The 16811-nt window shown below is 43.0% G+C and carries 11 protein-coding genes; 6 read left to right on the top strand and 5 right to left on the bottom strand.

Features of this window, described 5'->3' with window-relative positions; genetic code table 11:
* Window positions 1-142: 142 nt before the first annotated feature.
* Window positions 143-1783, bottom strand: a complete 1641-nt coding sequence (locus LZF95_RS18500; protein ID WP_233756517.1) for an OstA-like protein — start codon at window positions 1781-1783, stop codon at window positions 143-145.
* Window positions 1784-1831: 48 nt separating this feature from the next.
* On the opposite strand from LZF95_RS18500, the gene tilS reads away from it, so the two are divergent.
* The 5 genes from tilS to LZF95_RS18475 all read left to right on the top strand — a co-directional run bounded on the left by tilS (window position 1832) and on the right by LZF95_RS18475 (window position 9405).
* Window positions 1832-3151: a tRNA lysidine(34) synthetase TilS gene (tilS, locus tag LZF95_RS18495; RefSeq protein ID WP_233756516.1), complete on the top strand. Its 1320-nt coding sequence runs from the start codon at window positions 1832-1834 to the stop codon at window positions 3149-3151.
* Between the two features lie 3 nt (window positions 3152-3154).
* On the top strand, window positions 3155-3670 hold the full coding sequence (locus tag LZF95_RS18490; RefSeq protein ID WP_233756515.1) for a Crp/Fnr family transcriptional regulator: 516 nt from the start codon (window positions 3155-3157) through the stop codon (window positions 3668-3670).
* Between the two features lie 266 nt (window positions 3671-3936).
* Window positions 3937-4872, top strand: coding sequence for a malate dehydrogenase (mdh, locus tag LZF95_RS18485; RefSeq protein ID WP_233756514.1), 936 nt, complete (start codon window positions 3937-3939; stop codon window positions 4870-4872).
* Between the two features lie 99 nt (window positions 4873-4971).
* Entirely contained in the window at window positions 4972-7677 is a 2706-nt protein-coding gene (locus tag LZF95_RS18480; protein WP_233756513.1) for a hypothetical protein, read from the top strand.
* 72 nt (window positions 7678-7749) lie between these two features.
* Entirely contained in the window at window positions 7750-9405 is a 1656-nt protein-coding gene (locus tag LZF95_RS18475) for a mechanosensitive ion channel family protein (protein ID WP_233756512.1), read from the top strand.
* A gap of 9 nt (window positions 9406-9414) precedes the next feature.
* Here the strand turns inward: LZF95_RS18475 and LZF95_RS18470 are convergent, their stop codons facing one another.
* From LZF95_RS18470 to LZF95_RS18455, 4 genes are read right to left on the bottom strand one after another with little or no spacing between them, the layout of a single operon-like run.
* The gene (locus tag LZF95_RS18470) at window positions 9415-11031 is read right to left on the bottom strand and encodes a hypothetical protein (RefSeq protein ID WP_233756511.1); all 1617 of its coding nucleotides are present in this window, start codon (window positions 11029-11031) and stop codon (window positions 9415-9417) included.
* Window position 11032: 1 nt separating this feature from the next.
* The gene (locus tag LZF95_RS18465) at window positions 11033-12187 is read right to left on the bottom strand and encodes a DUF4249 domain-containing protein (RefSeq protein WP_245405154.1); all 1155 of its coding nucleotides are present in this window, start codon (window positions 12185-12187) and stop codon (window positions 11033-11035) included.
* Complete coding sequence (locus LZF95_RS18460; RefSeq protein WP_233756509.1) at window positions 12187-14922, bottom strand: TonB-dependent receptor; 2736 nt, start codon at window positions 14920-14922, stop codon at window positions 12187-12189. The genes LZF95_RS18465 and LZF95_RS18460 overlap by 1 nt, the downstream gene beginning before the upstream one ends.
* A complete protein-coding gene (locus tag LZF95_RS18455; protein ID WP_233756508.1) occupies window positions 14919-15641 on the bottom strand; it encodes a hypothetical protein in 723 nt (240 codons plus the stop codon). The genes LZF95_RS18460 and LZF95_RS18455 overlap by 4 nt, the downstream gene beginning before the upstream one ends.
* 111 nt (window positions 15642-15752) lie before the next feature.
* Here LZF95_RS18455 and LZF95_RS18450 point away from each other — a divergent pair, with 111 nt between their 5' ends.
* Window positions 15753-16658, top strand: a complete 906-nt coding sequence (locus tag LZF95_RS18450; RefSeq protein ID WP_233756507.1) for a sugar phosphate isomerase/epimerase — start codon at window positions 15753-15755, stop codon at window positions 16656-16658.
* The last annotated feature ends 153 nt before the right edge of the window (window positions 16659-16811 follow it).

Raw genomic sequence — 16811 nt, 5'->3', positions numbered from 1 at the left:
TGTATTGTAATTCTATTCAATATACGCACAAAACTACGTCGATGGCTATGTATTATCAGAAAAAAGCGGTTAAAAACTGTTAACCTTTACAAAATTTTTCGCTCTTAATTGCGTTGCCTTATCCACCAAGAGGTCAAAAAACTCATGGAATCTCTTTTTCTGGGCTCCAGCCACGCTTTTGTAGGGATTTCAAGATTTCGTCTTCCGTAGGCATAACCAGTTCCACCTCTGGCAAATTGAACAAATTCTCTGCGTCAGGATCGATTTCTTCTATTGCTCTCCAAGCATGGATATCCTCTATGGTCGGGCGTTCTTCAAACCTCCAATTAAACCCTTCCAACCTGGAATTCTGTTCATCTACAAGTTGAAACGGGGTAAATTTCCCATCAGGTTTCACCCCGTAAGTCACACGCTGGATCACCCCTTCTTTGAATCTGAGTTTGATACTGGCACTGAGTGTTTTATTGATCCCCTGAGAAACCGTATCTGCCTGTAAGGCAAAATACAATGACTCTCCGTTACCGTCAATATCAATCCTGTCCATCTGCCCCTCCTCGAAATAACCTACCATAGTCCTCCCCTTCATTTGGTTGAAGTTTTTGATGGTGTCTTGGGTGATCACAAACACCTTGTCTTTCATAAACACGCGGTCCAGCTCTTCATTCGCAATATAAAACACCATGCTGTCAGCGGTGATTTGGCTCTTTTGATTCCACATAACCGGATCCTTGAACAGTTGGATAGATGAATCAGAATAATTATACACCAAGGAATCCGCCACGCCTGACATAGCAGATTTCACCAATCGCACCTTTCTGAATGCCAAAAGATATTTTAAGGAATCCGCTTCTCCATCCTGCGAGATCAATGAATCAGAGGCCATGTATAGTGTGTCACTTTCAAAATATCTCCTGACCAGGGCATTTCCATGAACCAAACTATACTTTCGCTCATCCCAATACTCACCCTTGTCCCCAAACACCTCCACTTGCCTCTCCTTGTTGAGGACACGGACATTTTCTTTTCCTTCATAGTAGGCATCCAGTTCGCTGTAGTAGAGTTCTTTTGCTTTTATCCTACTCGTTTCGGTCTCTACCACTCCATCGTAAAATCTGAATTTCTTTGCTTGGGTATCATAAAAACTCCCATCCTGGGCATCAAGCGTATTTCCGTCTTTTGAAATCAGGTTAGTCAATCCTTGCGTCTCGGCGGTTTTGGGAATGGTCAGATAGATCAAATCATTTGTTTTCATAGTGTAATCAGGATTGACCAACACTACATTATTCTGAAATGTGATTTTTTCAATGGAAACTTCATACCTCCCTTTTTCACTCGTCAGTACATTGACCGAGTCAACTACTTTCCCCTTATTATAATAATAGGCGATATTACCTGCACGGTCATAATCCAAGTATTCGGTAGTGAGCGTGGTTTTTTGATTGGTGAAAACCACGTTATTCCTGAGTTTAGCCAACTTGGTGTTTCCATCGTATTCAGCATATCTACTAGTGGTCTGCACAGGGTCTTCCGTATCCACTATTCTCACATTCCCAAAAAGGCGCGCTTTGTTTTCTTGTCGAAAAAAATGGGCTGAATCACAATAAATCAAAGATTTCTGATGCTTCATCTCAACATCCCCTATAAGCCGTTCATAGTTCTGTACTTTTCTCAACTCTTCTGCTCTGGTAATCTCCAGATAGGACTTTTCCTGTGCCTGGGATGAAAATGATATGACCCAAAAAGCCAGTAGAAAGAAAGAAATACGAAATAAGGATGAAGTCATAGCTGTAGGAATGTGGGCAAAATTAGTAGAAATTGGTATTTTTGATCAATGGTTGACACTTTTATCCGGCATGTCCGGAACAAATCACTACTGGATCCTGGCAAAACTTACCTACTGGCAAGCAGTGGCGGCATAGACAGCATGTGCCTGGACAGCCTCCTTACTACAGCAGGGATCAACTTTGAAATCGCCCATGTAAATTTCCGGCTAAGGGGTGAAGACAGTGAACAAGACGAGGAGTTTCTGAGAAAATGGGCAGGGGATTCAAATAAAACCTTTCACGTCCATCATGCCGAAACCCACACCTATGCGTCGGAACGAAATATCTCTACGCAAATGGCAGCCCGGGAGATACGTTACACATGGTTTGAAAAGATAAGATCAGAGCAAAATCTGGCGGGGATAATCTTAGCCCATCATGAGGATGACCAGATCGAAACTGTTTTCCTGAACCTACTCAGAGGGACGGGTATAGAAGGCATATATGGTATGGCTGAGCAACGAGGCTGGCTGATCCGCCCCCTGCTCCCCTTTAGCCGCAAAATGATCCGTGACTATGTGCTTGAGCATCATATCCCCTGGAGGGAAGACAGCTCCAACGAAAAAACCGACTACAAAAGAAATAAACTCCGCCACGTCAGCTTGCCTGCTCTGTATTCTGTAGCTGATGATGCCAGGCTCAATCTTCTTAGCAGCTTTGCTAGGCTGAAGGACACGGGAAAAGCGTTCTCGGCGCTCTTCGAAACCTGGAAGAAAGATAAAATCAAAGAGCACGACGGCTTATATACTTTATCCTTAGCTGATATTGTAAAGACCAGCGGAGCGTCTAGCTTGCTATACTTTTGGCTTCGCCCATTCGGTTTCAATTCCGATCAGGCACAGGACATCCTGGAAAGTTGTCACTCTGGAGAATCTGGAAAAGTTTTTCAAAGCTCCTCCCATTTGCTCAACCTCGACAGAAACCAGCTTATTCTGGCGGCTATACCGGAAATATTCGATCCCATCACCTTATCGGAAAACGATATTGAATGTATATTGCCCGAGGGAAGGTACGATATCATCAAATTAGATGGAAATGAAAATCTGGACAAAACCCATCAAAATGCCATGATGGATTTGGAAAGGCTCACCTTTCCTCTCGAGGTTCGCTCTTGGAAAGAAGGCGATCGCTTTATACCGCTAGGGATGCAAAACACCAAAAAAATTTCGGACTTTTTGATAGATTTGAAAGTGCCCTTGGTTAAAAAACATGAGGTAAAAGTAGTAGTTTCGGACGGAGAGATAGCCTGGGTAATAGGCTACAGGATTGCCGACTGGGCAAAAACCACAGCAGCCACCAGGAAATTGCTTTATTTCAAAAAACGATGAGTCATGAGAAATCCGTTTTCTAAAACCTACACCGAAACTGAAAGCCAGATGTTCCGATTTCTTGGTCAGATCAAGTTTTTTGAGAACCTCAAAGACAAAGAAATGACCCGGTTCATTCCGGCCATGCATCACCGCAAATATGTAAAAGACGAAGTGGTCTTTTTCAGCAAAGACCCCAGCCAAGCACTGTATTTAGTGAAAAGTGGCCATATTACCTTGACCATAGATATCAAAGATGATTTTGAAACCATCCTTGAAGTCCACAGAGGAGAGGCTTTCGGTGAAAACTCTTTGCTCGAAAACGCCAAAAGAACCTACACTGCCCTTATCGTTTCTGACGAGGCAGAATTGATCGTGATCCCACATTTTGCCATACATGAGATATTTGACAGCAACCCGAAAATCAAGGCAAAAATGATGACTTCTTTAGCTGAATATTACAACCAAAACAACCAACGCTTATTTCGGTCATACAGAGAATCATTTGGTTTCTTCAGTCTAAGACAAATGTTCGAATAAATAATTAGCACATGTTGAAAAACGCCTATAGTAAATAAAAAGCTATAACCTTGAGGGTATAAACACACATCTTCACCCGGCCGCCTTGATACTGGCATAACTGGATTTTTTTCAGCAATCCCTTAGTAAACCACCACTATGGGCTTTTATAAAAAACCTTAATTGCCTACAAAGTATTCCATTCTCTATTTCGAATCCTAGGCATTGTTTAATAACTTAGCGCCGCTTTTTAACACAACAAAATCAATATTAAATCTATAAATCTAATGAGCAAAGTAACCGTAGTAGGAGCAGGTAATGTGGGCGCGACTTGCGCTGACGTATTGGCTTATCGCGAGATCGCAGAAGAAATCGTATTAGTTGACATTAAAGAGGGAGTAGCTGAAGGCAAAGCGCTTGACATTTTCCAAAAGGCACCTATCAACCAATACGATAGCCGTACCACAGGCAGCACCAACGATTATAGCAAGACTGCAAATTCAGACGTGGTGGTGATCACCTCAGGTCTTCCGCGCAAGCCCGGTATGACCCGTGACGACCTGATAGAAACCAATGCAGGTATCGTGAAGTCTGTGACTGAAAATGTGATCAAGCACTCTCCTGATGCGATTATCATTGTGGTCTCCAATCCACTTGATGTGATGACCTATCAGGCACACATCACAGCGGGTACTTCAAGAAACAAAGTGATCGGCATGGCGGGTATTTTGGATACAGCCCGCTACAGAGCATTCCTTGCCGAAGAGCTGAATGTGTCTCCAAAAGAAATCCAGGCTATCCTAATGGGAGGCCATGGTGACACGATGGTTCCCCTTCCTCGCTATACTACTGTAGCAGGTATCCCGGTCACTGAGCTAGTAGCTAAAGAAAAACTGGATGCCATCATCGAAAGGACCAAATTCGGTGGAGGAGAGCTAGTGAAACTAATGGGTACTTCTGCCTGGTATGCACCGGGATCCGCAGCTGCCCAGATGGTAGAAGCGATCTTGAAAAACCAACGTAGGGTTTTCCCTGTTTGTATCAAGCTGGAAGGTGAATACGGAATCGATGATTGCTACCTCGGCGTGCCTGTCATCCTTGGCAAAAACGGTGTGGAGAAAGTACTTGAGCTTGATCTTAACACTGAAGAAAAAGCACTTCTAGAGACCTCTAGAGGTCATGTGAAAGAAGTAATGGAAGTTTTGAATAAACTGGGTAAGTAATCCTGGCAGAATTATCTTTAGACCTGAGACTCTCTTTCTATCAACGGGAGTTCTTAGGTCTGATTTTTGTATTTTGCCATCTGAATCATCCTTGTGCCTGTGAAGATCTGGAAAAGCCTACTTATACTTTTTATCTCCATATCCCTCATCGGAGGTGGTTTTTGGGTTTACAAGTCCTACTTTTCTTCCCGAAAGGTCAATAATTTAGAGGTCATCAGCCAAAATGCTGTTTTTGTCTTTGAAACGTACCAAGGAGCGACACAATGGAACACCCTGGTCAATGACCCCGTTTGGCAGATTTTGAAAAACTTTCCTGCCTTCCAGCGACTCTCCGACCAACTCATCACGTTGGACAGTTTAAACGGAGGCACAGGGGAAATAGCCAGATTACTGGATGGCCATCAAGTTACAGTAAGTCTCCATTCTACCGGATCAGAAACTTTCGAGCTGCTTTTCACAATTGATCTCAGCTCATCCAAGGCGACGGGCTTCATGGAAGAAATCGAAACACGTCTTCCTACCGGGGCCCGTTTTCAGTCGAGGAAATATTCTGATAAGGATGTATTGGAATATTATGACTCGGAAAACAAAAGATTATGGAGCATCTCCTTGCTTGGGGATCTTGCTGTTGTCTCTTCTTCCTCCTTTCTGGTAGAGGAGGCGATACGGTTCTTTGCCAATGAAGATCAGCAAAACTTTTTTTCCCTGGTCAAGTCCATTCCCTACAACTCAGATTCGCAGGGAAGGCTTTTGCTCTCTGGCAAAGGCTTGGCCAGTTTGCTCAAAGGGGTCAATGGACAAAGACAAAACAACAGTATTGCAGCCTTAGAAATCATCCCTGGTGTAGCTGCATTGGATTTGGTCTTGGAAGAAAACCTCTTGCTTTTCAAGGGGCCTCTATTGTATGAGGAGGATGTGGTCTTTACACCTTCCATCCAAGCTAATCTGGCTGAAATAGAAGAAATAATTTCCAACCGCACCCTTTCCATCACCCAGATTAACCTGGAAAGTATCTATCAGACCCAAAATATTGAAAACAGGGCTTTCACTGCAAGGGCCACCTACAGTGGTGACATCCAGCAACATCTCCTGGAAAAAGGATTCCTCGACAGTTTTACAGGGGAACTGTACTTGCTAAACCTGGAGTCTTCAGGTGGTGTAGATGACAATCTCGCCCTTTTGGCAAGGACAAATGATGTTGATTTGGCGATTCAACAACTAAAGGACTTCCAAGCAAGTGACGGGGATGAAGGCTCGGATTACTACTTAGACCACGAAATCCTCTATATCTCAGAGGAGAATTTTCCCGCACATCTATTCGAGGGAAAATTCCCAGGCTTTGGCCAAACATTCATCACTGCGGAAAACGGGACATTGATCTTCACCAATACACAACAAGGAATGAAGATGGTGCTGGAGGATATCCGAAGTGGAAGCACATGGGGCAAATCCTCCCGGGCACCTGAAGCTAAAAAAGACCTCATCCCTACCTCGGGCTTCAGTCAGATGTATCTCATAGATCAGATCTGGGGTTCTTGGACAAAAAAAGTCAATCCCTCATGGAGCTCATTTTTACAAAAATATGCTGAGGCTTTCCAGTCTTTCACATGGCTCTCATTTAGAATCAACCAACTTCAAGGAAAACCTGAGGCCACCTTGATGTTGCCATATAAAGGAGGGGCAAAACCCGTGATCGAAACCAAGGATGCCATTCTTTTACAACCAAGTAACAGGATCAGCTTTGACCGACAAATAGTCTATGGGCCAAAGTCAATCATCAATTATCAAGACAACACTGAAGATATAGTAATCCAGGACGAAAACAATGTACTCCATCTGATCAACTCCGCCGGCCAAGAAGTGTATTCCTTACCACTCTCTGGCCCTATCGTCTCCGAGACTTTCCAGATAGACTATTATAAGAACGCAAAACTTCAGATCATTGTGGCAACCGCTGACCAAGTATATGGGATCGACAGGCTTGGAAACTCTCTTCCTGGATATCCATTTGGTGTGAACAGCGAACAGATCCTCGAACTAAACTTGGTGGACTACAGCAACACAAAAGAATATCGCTACTTCATAAGCACCGCAGAAGGAAATTTATACCTCATGGACAAAACCGGTCAAAAGCTCGAAGGCTGGAACCCTAAAAAAACTGGGGCTAAAACAATCGGTGCCCCGGCCCATTACCGTGTTCCGGGCAAAGGTGATTTTATGGTAGCCTTAGCTGCCGACGGCAGGTTACTGCTATTCAATAGGAGAGGTGAATCCCAGACAAGTTCTTCAATAAAACTGGGAGAATCATTTAATTCAGGTCTGATAGCCTGGAGGGATCCAAAATCCAGATCTACACAACTTGTAGGTATCACAAAAAACGGTGAGGTGATCCACTCCAATTTCAATGGTGAAATCACCTACAGAAACCAGCTGATCAAAAATGACCGGGACAGTGAATTCCTACTCATACCTGATCAGAAGCAAAATGATTTTGTTTTTATATCAAGACAGTTCAATGAAATATCCGTTCTGAACCGAAATGAACAAATTTTGTTCAGTACCCGGGTATCAGCTGAAAACCTGCTCTACCAATATTTTGATTTTGGATCCACTAGGCAGTTATTTGCTATCACAGATCTTAATCAGGAATTTTGCTATCTCTATGACCTGAATGGCAATCTCCAGACTACTATGCCACTGGAAAGTACAGGACCAATACAAATCACTTATCAATCCTCCTTAGGCCAATATCTGATAAGAACCAGAAGTGGCCAAACACTTACTGAATTTCAACTGGCAGATTAGCCTCTCCCTTGTTTTCTTTGGCTTAGCCTGATGAATGGCTACCTTGCAAAAAATCCCCCAGAATATATATAAATGCTGAAAAAGTACATCCTCCTATTCTCATTGCTGCTTTGGATGAGCCCTCCTGTTTCCGCCCAATTAATAACCGATTCAAAACAGGTGCATGAAGTAGGCAACTCCTTGAACCTGACCTCTCCCTATCATACCACGCTTACCTTTTTTTACAACCTGGAAGAAGGGAATTATAAACCTGAAAATGCGTCCAAGGCTTTGGATCTCTCTGATGTCCAGTCAATGGATGGGCAGAAATTAGCGGTAAAACTAAAGCAGATCTTTGAAGGAAAGGGAATAGTAGTGCGGGTTAATGAAATCCCCAATGAGCAAAACTACCAGGACAGTGTCTCCGGAGCCAGTGAAAACATCTATTATTTCGACAAAAAAAAGCTACCCGGAGTATTTCTTCAAAAAAAGGGGAATAATTGGAAATTTTCCGCCTTCAGTGTCAGTCAGATAGAAGATCTCCACTCCGAAACATACCCCTACGGCACTGCCAAGCTATTGAATATTCTACCAAAAATCGGTAATGAGGAATATTTAGGCCTTCATTTATGGCAATTGGTGGGTTTATTTATTCTTCTGTTATTGATTTTTTTCTCGCATTGGCTTTTCACTTTGGTGGTGGATAAACTGATGCTTTATCTCTTTAAGAGGTATGGCTATGGCAAAGTAGGCGAAGATTATATCCTGCCCGTGGCAAGAGTGATCAGCATCTACCTGATCGTAGTTTTACTCTCCCTATTCATCCGGGTCTTACAGCTACCTATAGAGATATGGTCGTGGATCCTAGTGGTGCTGCGTACACTCAAGCCATTCCTGATCACTGTCATTTTCTACAAGCTGTCCGATGTGGTAGCTGCCTATTTCGCCAAATTGGCAACCAAAACCGAATCCACCTTAGATGATCAATTGGTACCATTGATGCGCAAGACACTAAAAGCATTTGTGATCATCGTTGGCACCATGTTCATCCTTAGAGACGGGCTCAATCTTGACATTATCCCATTTCTCACAGGGCTATCCATAGGCGGTGTAGCCATCGCTCTGGCAGCTCAGGATACCATCAAAAACTTCTTTGGATCCGTTATGATTTTCATAGATAAGCCATTTCAGGTGGGTGACTGGATTACTTCAGGAGATATTGATGGGACAGTGGAAGAAGTAGGGTTCAGATCTACCAGGGTACGTACATTTCGAAACTCACTAATGTACGTTCCAAACGGAAAAATCGCCGATGCTATCTTGGACAATCACGGGCTACGTCAATACAGAAGGTTCTACACTACACTTACCATTACCTACGATACGCCACCTGCGCTGATTGAGGAATTTGTAAAAGGATTACGGGAGATCGTCTTAGCACATCCCCGTACAAGAAAAGATGCCTACCATGTTTATTTCAACAACCTGTCTTCATTTAGTCAGGATATTATGTTCTATATTTTCTTTGAAGTCCCTACCTGGGGCGAAGAGCTCACCTGTAGGCATGAAATTTTAATCCAGATTGTCAAATTGGCCAATTCGATAGGGGTACGGTTTGCCTTCCCTACCCAAACCTTGCACATGGAATCTTTTCCTGAAAAAAAGACCATGATTCCTGAGTACAAAGGTGGCTATGAAGCAAAAGTCCATGATTTCGTCCAACAGGAACTTAAACCTAAAAAAGGCTAAATCAGACTTTTAGTTTACCTCGAATACCTGGTAATATACATTGATATCTCCTGTAGGGGTGACTGTTTTCACTTTTACATGAAATTTCCCGATTAGATCAGGAGCCTTAATTTCCAACGGACCAGCCTTAACGGGAGCAGCTTTGGTTTCAGACCAATAGAGCACTGTCCTCCAGTCCATTATTTTCTGAGCCGCCTTTGGGGCGTCAAACAAATATTCTGCTGATGCTATCCTAGGTTGGATCCCTTGATAATCCAAGTATATTGCATTCGAAGGGATTGGAAACCCTCCAAAATCATTGTTATACGAACTAAAAGCAATTACACCCGGGAACTTCTCCTCATTTAAGAAAAAGGTGCGCATAAGTATTTCCAGTTTCTCGAAACCAGCTGGATCAAATGCCGCCAACATATCAGAATCAAATACAGGTAAGGCATCAATCAACATCAAAGGATTGGAGTCAAATCCAGCGTCCAATACCTCATCCAACACACGGAATTCCTTCCTTTTCTTGACAGTCCTTTGTCTTACCTCCGGCACGTACTCCTTGATCACCGTGGATACACTTTCAAAACGGGTATAATCATCCAACAGGTAAGTGCGATCTACGGTAAAACCTGTGACAACGGGAAACAAACTGGCATCAAATTCATTCACAAAATATCCTTCCACCTGCCCGCCCTTCAGCAGGCTCTCCAGCAGTTCTTGGTCAGCAGGCATAATTTCCAACTCTGGGAACACAAAACTTTTCTTGAAGTGGGTGACCGGAGCAGGAGAAACTATCTGAAAATCCAACAAGCTCTTGTTGCTATTAGCCTGGGCAACAAGGAATTCCCAATGCTTCATCCCTCCTGCGTCAAAATACATAGAACCCTCAGCATCCGGCCGGTCGGTAAAAAGTGCCGACTTGTCCCCGTGCAGAGAGAGATAATATAATTGAGAAGTATCTACCGATGCACGTTCCACCTTTGCCTCGACTATATGTCCAAAAAGTTCAGGGACTAGTTTATGTTGATCTATGGACTCATAGGCAGCTGAAGAGGAAATCATTCCCTGAACCATGAGGAATGGATTACCTGTAGCAACACTAACCTCCACGACTTCCTCTCCCGAGGGCAGGTCAATAGTAAGATTTTCCCCAGACCTCACCGCCTCCCGAGATAATAATGCATTGCTGTTCGCTGCGGGAGCCGTAGCAGACTTTCGCTCTGGAACCACTGCCGGAGGCACAGTCCTATTGAATACGGTAACAAATTGCTGAACCAACCCCTCTTCCAAATCCTGATAGGGGCTTACCCTAGTGAATACCCTGAGCAAATAATGATCAGAGGGCAGATTTGCAGGCAACTGAAGAAAGTTAAGACTCCGGCCATTTTCCAAGGGCATTTTTGCCACCGCCACGGACTCATTGTACCGGTTTAAAAGCTCGGCATAGATGATTTTGGACTCCGTGGGGCCATCATCGCGCATAGCTTGACTGGAAATCCATATACGCTCTCCGCCAAAATAAATCGTTTTGGGAATTGTAAACCCTATTTTTTCATTTCCAACCAATTGACCGCAGACATCCTGATATACCAAGAAACCCACGATGAAAACTGCTAGAAATTTGTGTAATAGTCTCATATTAATCTTCCCAGAAATCAGGTTTAACATTAGTACCTCTCAGCGTACAATCCGTACATCTCCTGATCGCTCCTTGATATCCTATAGGAGCAAATCCGTTTTCAGGGTAAATAGGAACTACAGGCACAAAGCTCCCTCCCCCAAAGGAAAGTCCATAATCAGCGGCCAAGACTGTATCTGGCTCCACAAAACAATTATAGTAATCCGGCACATCTGCTATCCAGGGTGCCACATCTCTTACATCGACAAATAACCTTTTCTGTTTCACTGTGCCTAGGCTTACATATCCCACCACCGGTACGGAAGGGTCTTGATCATTCTTGATATTTCCACTTATGTTGGATGGCAATGGGCTGAAAATAGAGCCGATATCATCGGTATTCCTTCTGAGGATTTCCCAAAACTCCGAGGCTTTACTATCCAAAGCCTTTTGAGAAATCAAAATACTATATCGCACAGAAAGCCGCTCATCGCCTTGTTTAATATGGGCAATGGATTGTCTAAAAACAAACTGGTTCTCAAAACGTGAGGATGTTTCCAATATCAGGTCCGAACTCACAGAGCCCCTATAACACATGTTCGTACGTTCATCTTGGTTTCGGGTGACTACATCATTCAATTCAGGATCGTATTTAAAAGAGGAGGAGATTTTAGGTCGAAACGCATAAGTCTCTTCATAAGTCCATAGAAAATCGTCGGCATTCTCATCCCCTCTGGTTGTCAAGTAGATCTCTGCTCCCTGTTCATTCCTTTCAAACCCAACGTCAATTATATCAGGGGTAAGGATTGGTTTTAGCAAATCCGAAGTATAGCTTTTGCCATCATTGGTGGAAATATAAAGCCTGTATGATTCATCTTCAGGAATATCATGCGCAAACTCAAATTCCCCAAACCCCAAATCAGTGAGTGGATAGACCACACCCGATTCCGACCTAAGAGAAACTATTGCCCCGGGATAGTCAGGTGTGAAATCATCTTCTGTCTTAATATTCCTGGAATAACTCAATTTTAAGGTACTAGGCAATCCTTCCGTATCCAAATAGCCTTCTACGATTAGCACTGTGAGATCAGTTGGTTTTAAGTCCGGATCAAAAGGCTCTCTACAGGCACTAATCCATAGCAAACAGAAAAATATAACTGGAATCAATCTCTTCATCAGAAGCGGAAATTATAGGTAAGGTATGGAATGGGCCTTGCGAATATCGATAGCTGATATCCCCTCAATTGACCTTCTACAGGAGTATAATACACTGAATAGGGATTACTTCTTCCAAGCATGTTATATACACCAAGAGACCAGGATGAATGGGCAAGCTTTTTGACCTTGTGGCTTCCTTCAAGGTTAACGGAAAAATCCATTCTGAAATAATCAGGGATTCGATAGGCATTTCTCTCAGAAAAATAAACACGCTCAGAACCTGCATAATCAAACTTTGAGATGGGCAAAGTAATCGGCCTGCCTGTACTATAGTTCAAATTCAAGGATGTGTTCACCCGCTTACTTACCTCATAGTTGGCAGTTAGAACCACATGATGCGGCTGGTCAAAATTGCTCGAATAATAGTCCCCCTCATTTATTTTCTCCACACTGGGTTCGTCTGATGTCCTGATCAGCGAGCGGGAATAGGTATAGGCCAATGACCCTTGCAGCAAACCTGTGCTTTTTCTGAGCAGAAACTCCACACCATATGCTTTACCATCTGAATTTAAGACATCCTGCTCTACATTGTCGTTGAGGACAATATTGGCTCCTGAACGGTAATCAAGCAGATTTGCCATATAGCGATAATAAACCTCCGTAGAAAACTCCAGTTTATTTTTGGCAAGGTTGCGATAGTATCCTACGGAAGCCTGTCCGCCAGTCTGAGGTTTGATATATGTATCGCTCAATTTCCAGGAATCAGTGGGGGCAATTGCAGCGGTATTAGACAATAAATGGATATTCTGCCTCATGGTGTTGAACCCTGCTTTGACCGAGGATTTGTTGTCCAAGGTATAACGTGCGGAAACCCGGAATTCTGGGCCATGGTAAGTTTTTACGGTCTCGCTGGAGGCGTAAGTTTCCTCTCCGATCACATTACTCTCCGTAAAGGGCGCACCATCCACGTAAAGGTTTACCGTGCTTGGTCCCAGTAATTGATATAACATATACCTACCTCCATAGCTCAATGACAATCGCTCAGAAACTGTAAATTCATCCCCAAAATACACCGACATTTCCCGTGCGTTTTCTTCCTCCAGGTTCTTTTCTATCACAATCGATTCTGGCCCATAAGGCATATTTTGTCCAGGGTTCAATTTATACTGTATGCCATGAACACCAAAAGTCATAATATGTCTTTCGCTTTTCCTGTATTCAAAATCGGCTTTAAGAAATAGCTGCTGCACATCAAAACTGAAATTAAATGAGTTGAGAGGATTGTCTTGCCCGATTATCCCAAACTCATAATTGTCACTGCCTGCTGTGAATCTCCCTTCCAGATTATCATTGAAAAAATGCTTCCACCCTAGAGCCACATTGATGTTCTGATAAGAATAGGTGGTATCCGGGTCAAACCTAAAATCATCCTGGCTTAAATAAGCGGTTAACTCCAGCGTATTCTTATCATTTATGATATGCTGAATATTCGCATTAATGTCATAAAAAGTAATTCTACTGTCATTTAGATCTGCTTCCTCGTCAAGCAAGTCCAGAGCCCAATTTGAGTAGGTGGTTCGCCCACCAAGCATAAATCTGGTTTTCTCTCCGATAGGACCATCCAAACTCAATCTACTGGTCAATATTCCAATTCCTCCAGATCCTCCTATTTTTTCGGATTTCCCGAAATTAGGATCCACCTGTAACACCGAGGAAAGCCTGCCTCCATAATTTACAGGAATAGATCCTTTATAAAGTTCTGCCCCGCTTACCATATCCGCATTGAAGGCTGAGAAAAACCCAAATGCATGGGTAGGATTAAAAATCGTGGAATTGCCATAGAGAATCAGATTTTGGTCTGCGGCACCTCCACGCACATTAAAGCCGGAAGTGGCTTCCCCCACAGTATTCACACCCGGCATAATCAAAATCCCCTTCAACACATCTACTTCACCCATCACGGCAGGAAGCCTCTTCACCTCAGCAATGCTGATGGATTGTACTCCCATGTCCAATTTCTTCACGTTCGAAAGCGCTCCGGAACTCACTATCACTTCATCCAGCGAAAGGATAGTCTCTTCTATGCTCATGTTCAGCACTCCGTCTCCTTTCAGGTCAATCTGACGCTGTTCCTGAAAACCTCCGATATTCTGTACCCATAGGGTATGTCTGCCCTTAGGCAGGGTCAGATGATAGGTTCCGTCCTGACCAGTGACCGCCTGACTATAATTGATTTTTTCCAAGACGACCGCACCATTCATAGGCTTCCCGGATTCTATACTTGTCACCACACCACTGAGTACTGCGGTTTTGGATTGCGGATTGTCTGAAGCCCTACCTATGGTAAAAAGTTTATTTTTATCAAAAGCGCTTAAGGAATCACCGGGATTGGCAAGTTTATCCTGTCTTTCCTGAACCTGAAAATAACCAGCCGGAAATTCAATCTGGATTTTTTTGTCCCTACTTACCCAAATTCTATTAGAGGAATCTATGATGTAACTTAATCCAGCCCCCTCAAATATCTCATCCAAAATCAATTTTATATCCGAGTTGTCAGCCCGTAGATTGACTTGTATGGTTTCTACATCCTCAGCTTTGTAGTAAAAAGTAAAATCAGTTTCCGATTCTATTCTTTGAACAAAACGTTCAAAGGACAATCCCAAGAACATCCCCGTCACCTTGGAGTTCGTTGTCTGGGCATTTAGACCACCAAAAAAAGAGCTAAACAGCACTAATAGTAAAAGTTTTTTCATTTCGCAAATCCTTTAAAAGTGTCAGCCTTGCTTTCCCTGAAGGAAGCCAATTCTACTATATACTTTTCCTTATCCATGGAAAAATAGAGTGATTTTTCCCTAAAATGCTTTTTCACATCCCGCTTTTTGAACCCTAGGCTTTGAATTGCCTGTTTTTTCTTGCGTATCAAGATAAACTCACCTTTGTACCAGTAAAAATAATCGGAGCTTTCAACGTACCGATGGGTATATTTCCCCACCTCTTTCACAGATTCCAAGTATTTATAATGCTTCTTCAACACCTTTAGCTCCCCATCTTTCACCACACGATAAAACCCATTCTTGTGGTGGGCATAGCTGTCATTACCGCTAAAAGCCCTGAACAAATCACCATTTTCAAAATCAAATTCTTCGATTTTCTCAGGCTTGATCAGGATTTTCTGCCGATAAACAGGATGAAAAGTGACTACTACGTCTGCGTATTGATCATAGAGAAGAGGTACTTCGGTATAGGTGATCCTATTGATTGAAAGACTACCTTCTCCAAATTTCCTATCCAGATAATATGGGTCGCCCACATGGCTTAAAGAAGGCTCCTTAAACTGTCCACCAGTGATGAGCTCTTGAAAAAAGGGCAACTGATCTTTGTATAAAGACAAATAGGTTTCTGTCTGCCCAAACGACTGGGAAGCACTGACAAAAAACAGAAGAAAAGGTACAAAAAAGGTTATTTTTAGCATATGTTAAGTACTATACTAGATTAGTTTATGTTCTCTCTAGTCAAGAATAGTCTGAACGGTAAATACAGTATTTAAATGGACTAAAGTTCTCAAAATTTCAATTAACCTAAAATGAATAGAAGAAATTTATTAAAAACTATTGCTCTTGGAGCAGCCACTCTTCCATTGACACCGGCATTTGCCTCCTCTACGAAAAAGAAAGACGCAACGCTACTATTTTCTTTAAACACCAGTACTTTACGAGGTCAAAAACTGAATCTACCAAAGATCATAGAGGTAGCGGCCAAAGCTGGATACGATGGAATAGAGCTCTGGATCTCAGAACTTGAAGCTTATCTACAAACAGGGAAGTCTTTGGCTTCTCTCAAAAAACTTTTTAACGATGCGAAAATAATCCCGGTAAACGCAATAGGTTTTGCACCATGGATGGCTCAGGAAACCACCAAAAGCAAGGCGGGATTTGAGCAGATGGAAAAGGAAATGGGTATGCTTGCCGAGATCGGCTGTAAACGGGTGGCTGCTCCGGCAATCGGAGCCACAAACCCAATTGACCTGCTTGCTGCCGGTGAGCAATACGCAAGGTTGATCGCCCTGGGAAGAAAAACCGGGGTTATGCCCCAACTCGAGTTTTGGGGGGCTTATGAACCCTTTCATCAGTTAGGACAGGCATTGGCTACTGCGGCGGCGGCCAACGATCCTGATGCCAGGATTCTCCCAGACGTGTATCACTTGTTCCGGGGTGGATCAGGTTTTGAAGGATTGAAGCTTATCAGCGGAAATGCTATCGAGGTTTTCCATATGAATGATTTTACGGCTAAACCTAGACTTGAACAAAAGGATAGTGACCGGGTTTATCCCGGGGATGGCATAGCCCCCATGCAGGAAATAGCTGCTACGCTAAAAGCTATGGGAGGCAACAAAATCTTATCTCTGGAGCTTTTCAACGAAACCTATTGGGGCCAAGATGCCCAAAAAGTAGCTAATACAGGACTTGAAAAAATGAAGCAATTCTTTTGACTGGAATTTTAGAAACCAGATAAAACAAGAGGCTGTCTCATATTGATGTTTGATAATTGAAGACAGCCTTTTTTATTCAATAGAGGCCGGTTTCCTGATTTCGGCCTCTATTTTTTTGAATACCGTTTAATTTTATAGGAATCGGGATTCTCC

The organism is Algoriphagus sp. AGSA1, from assembly GCF_021390545.1.
In the GTDB taxonomy this organism is placed as follows: Bacteria; Bacteroidota; Bacteroidia; order Cytophagales; family Cyclobacteriaceae; genus Algoriphagus.
Note: the sequence above shows the minus strand (reverse complement) of the source record. Positions and strands in the feature narration are given on the sequence as shown.

Excerpts from the sequence above, each read along its gene's own strand:
- LZF95_RS18470 (WP_233756511.1), bottom strand. The coding sequence starts at position 11,031 with ATGAGACTATTACACAAATTTCTAGCAGTTTTCATCGTGGGTTTCTTG.
- LZF95_RS18490 (WP_233756515.1), top strand. The coding sequence starts at position 3,155 with ATGAGAAATCCGTTTTCTAAAACCTACACCGAAACTGAAAGCCAGATG.
- LZF95_RS18455 (WP_233756508.1), bottom strand. The coding sequence starts at position 15,641 with ATGCTAAAAATAACCTTTTTTGTACCTTTTCTTCTGTTTTTTGTCAGT.
- LZF95_RS18460 (WP_233756509.1), bottom strand. The coding sequence starts at position 14,922 with ATGAAAAAACTTTTACTATTAGTGCTGTTTAGCTCTTTTTTTGGTGGT.
- LZF95_RS18500 (WP_233756517.1), bottom strand. The coding sequence starts at position 1,783 with ATGACTTCATCCTTATTTCGTATTTCTTTCTTTCTACTGGCTTTTTGG.
- LZF95_RS18465 (WP_245405154.1), bottom strand. The coding sequence starts at position 12,187 with ATGAAGAGATTGATTCCAGTTATATTTTTCTGTTTGCTATGGATTAGT.
- LZF95_RS18450 (WP_233756507.1), top strand. The coding sequence starts at position 15,753 with ATGAATAGAAGAAATTTATTAAAAACTATTGCTCTTGGAGCAGCCACT.
- LZF95_RS18475 (WP_233756512.1), top strand. The coding sequence starts at position 7,750 with ATGCTGAAAAAGTACATCCTCCTATTCTCATTGCTGCTTTGGATGAGC.
- mdh (WP_233756514.1), top strand. The coding sequence starts at position 3,937 with ATGAGCAAAGTAACCGTAGTAGGAGCAGGTAATGTGGGCGCGACTTGC.
- tilS (WP_233756516.1), top strand. The coding sequence starts at position 1,832 with ATGGTTGACACTTTTATCCGGCATGTCCGGAACAAATCACTACTGGAT.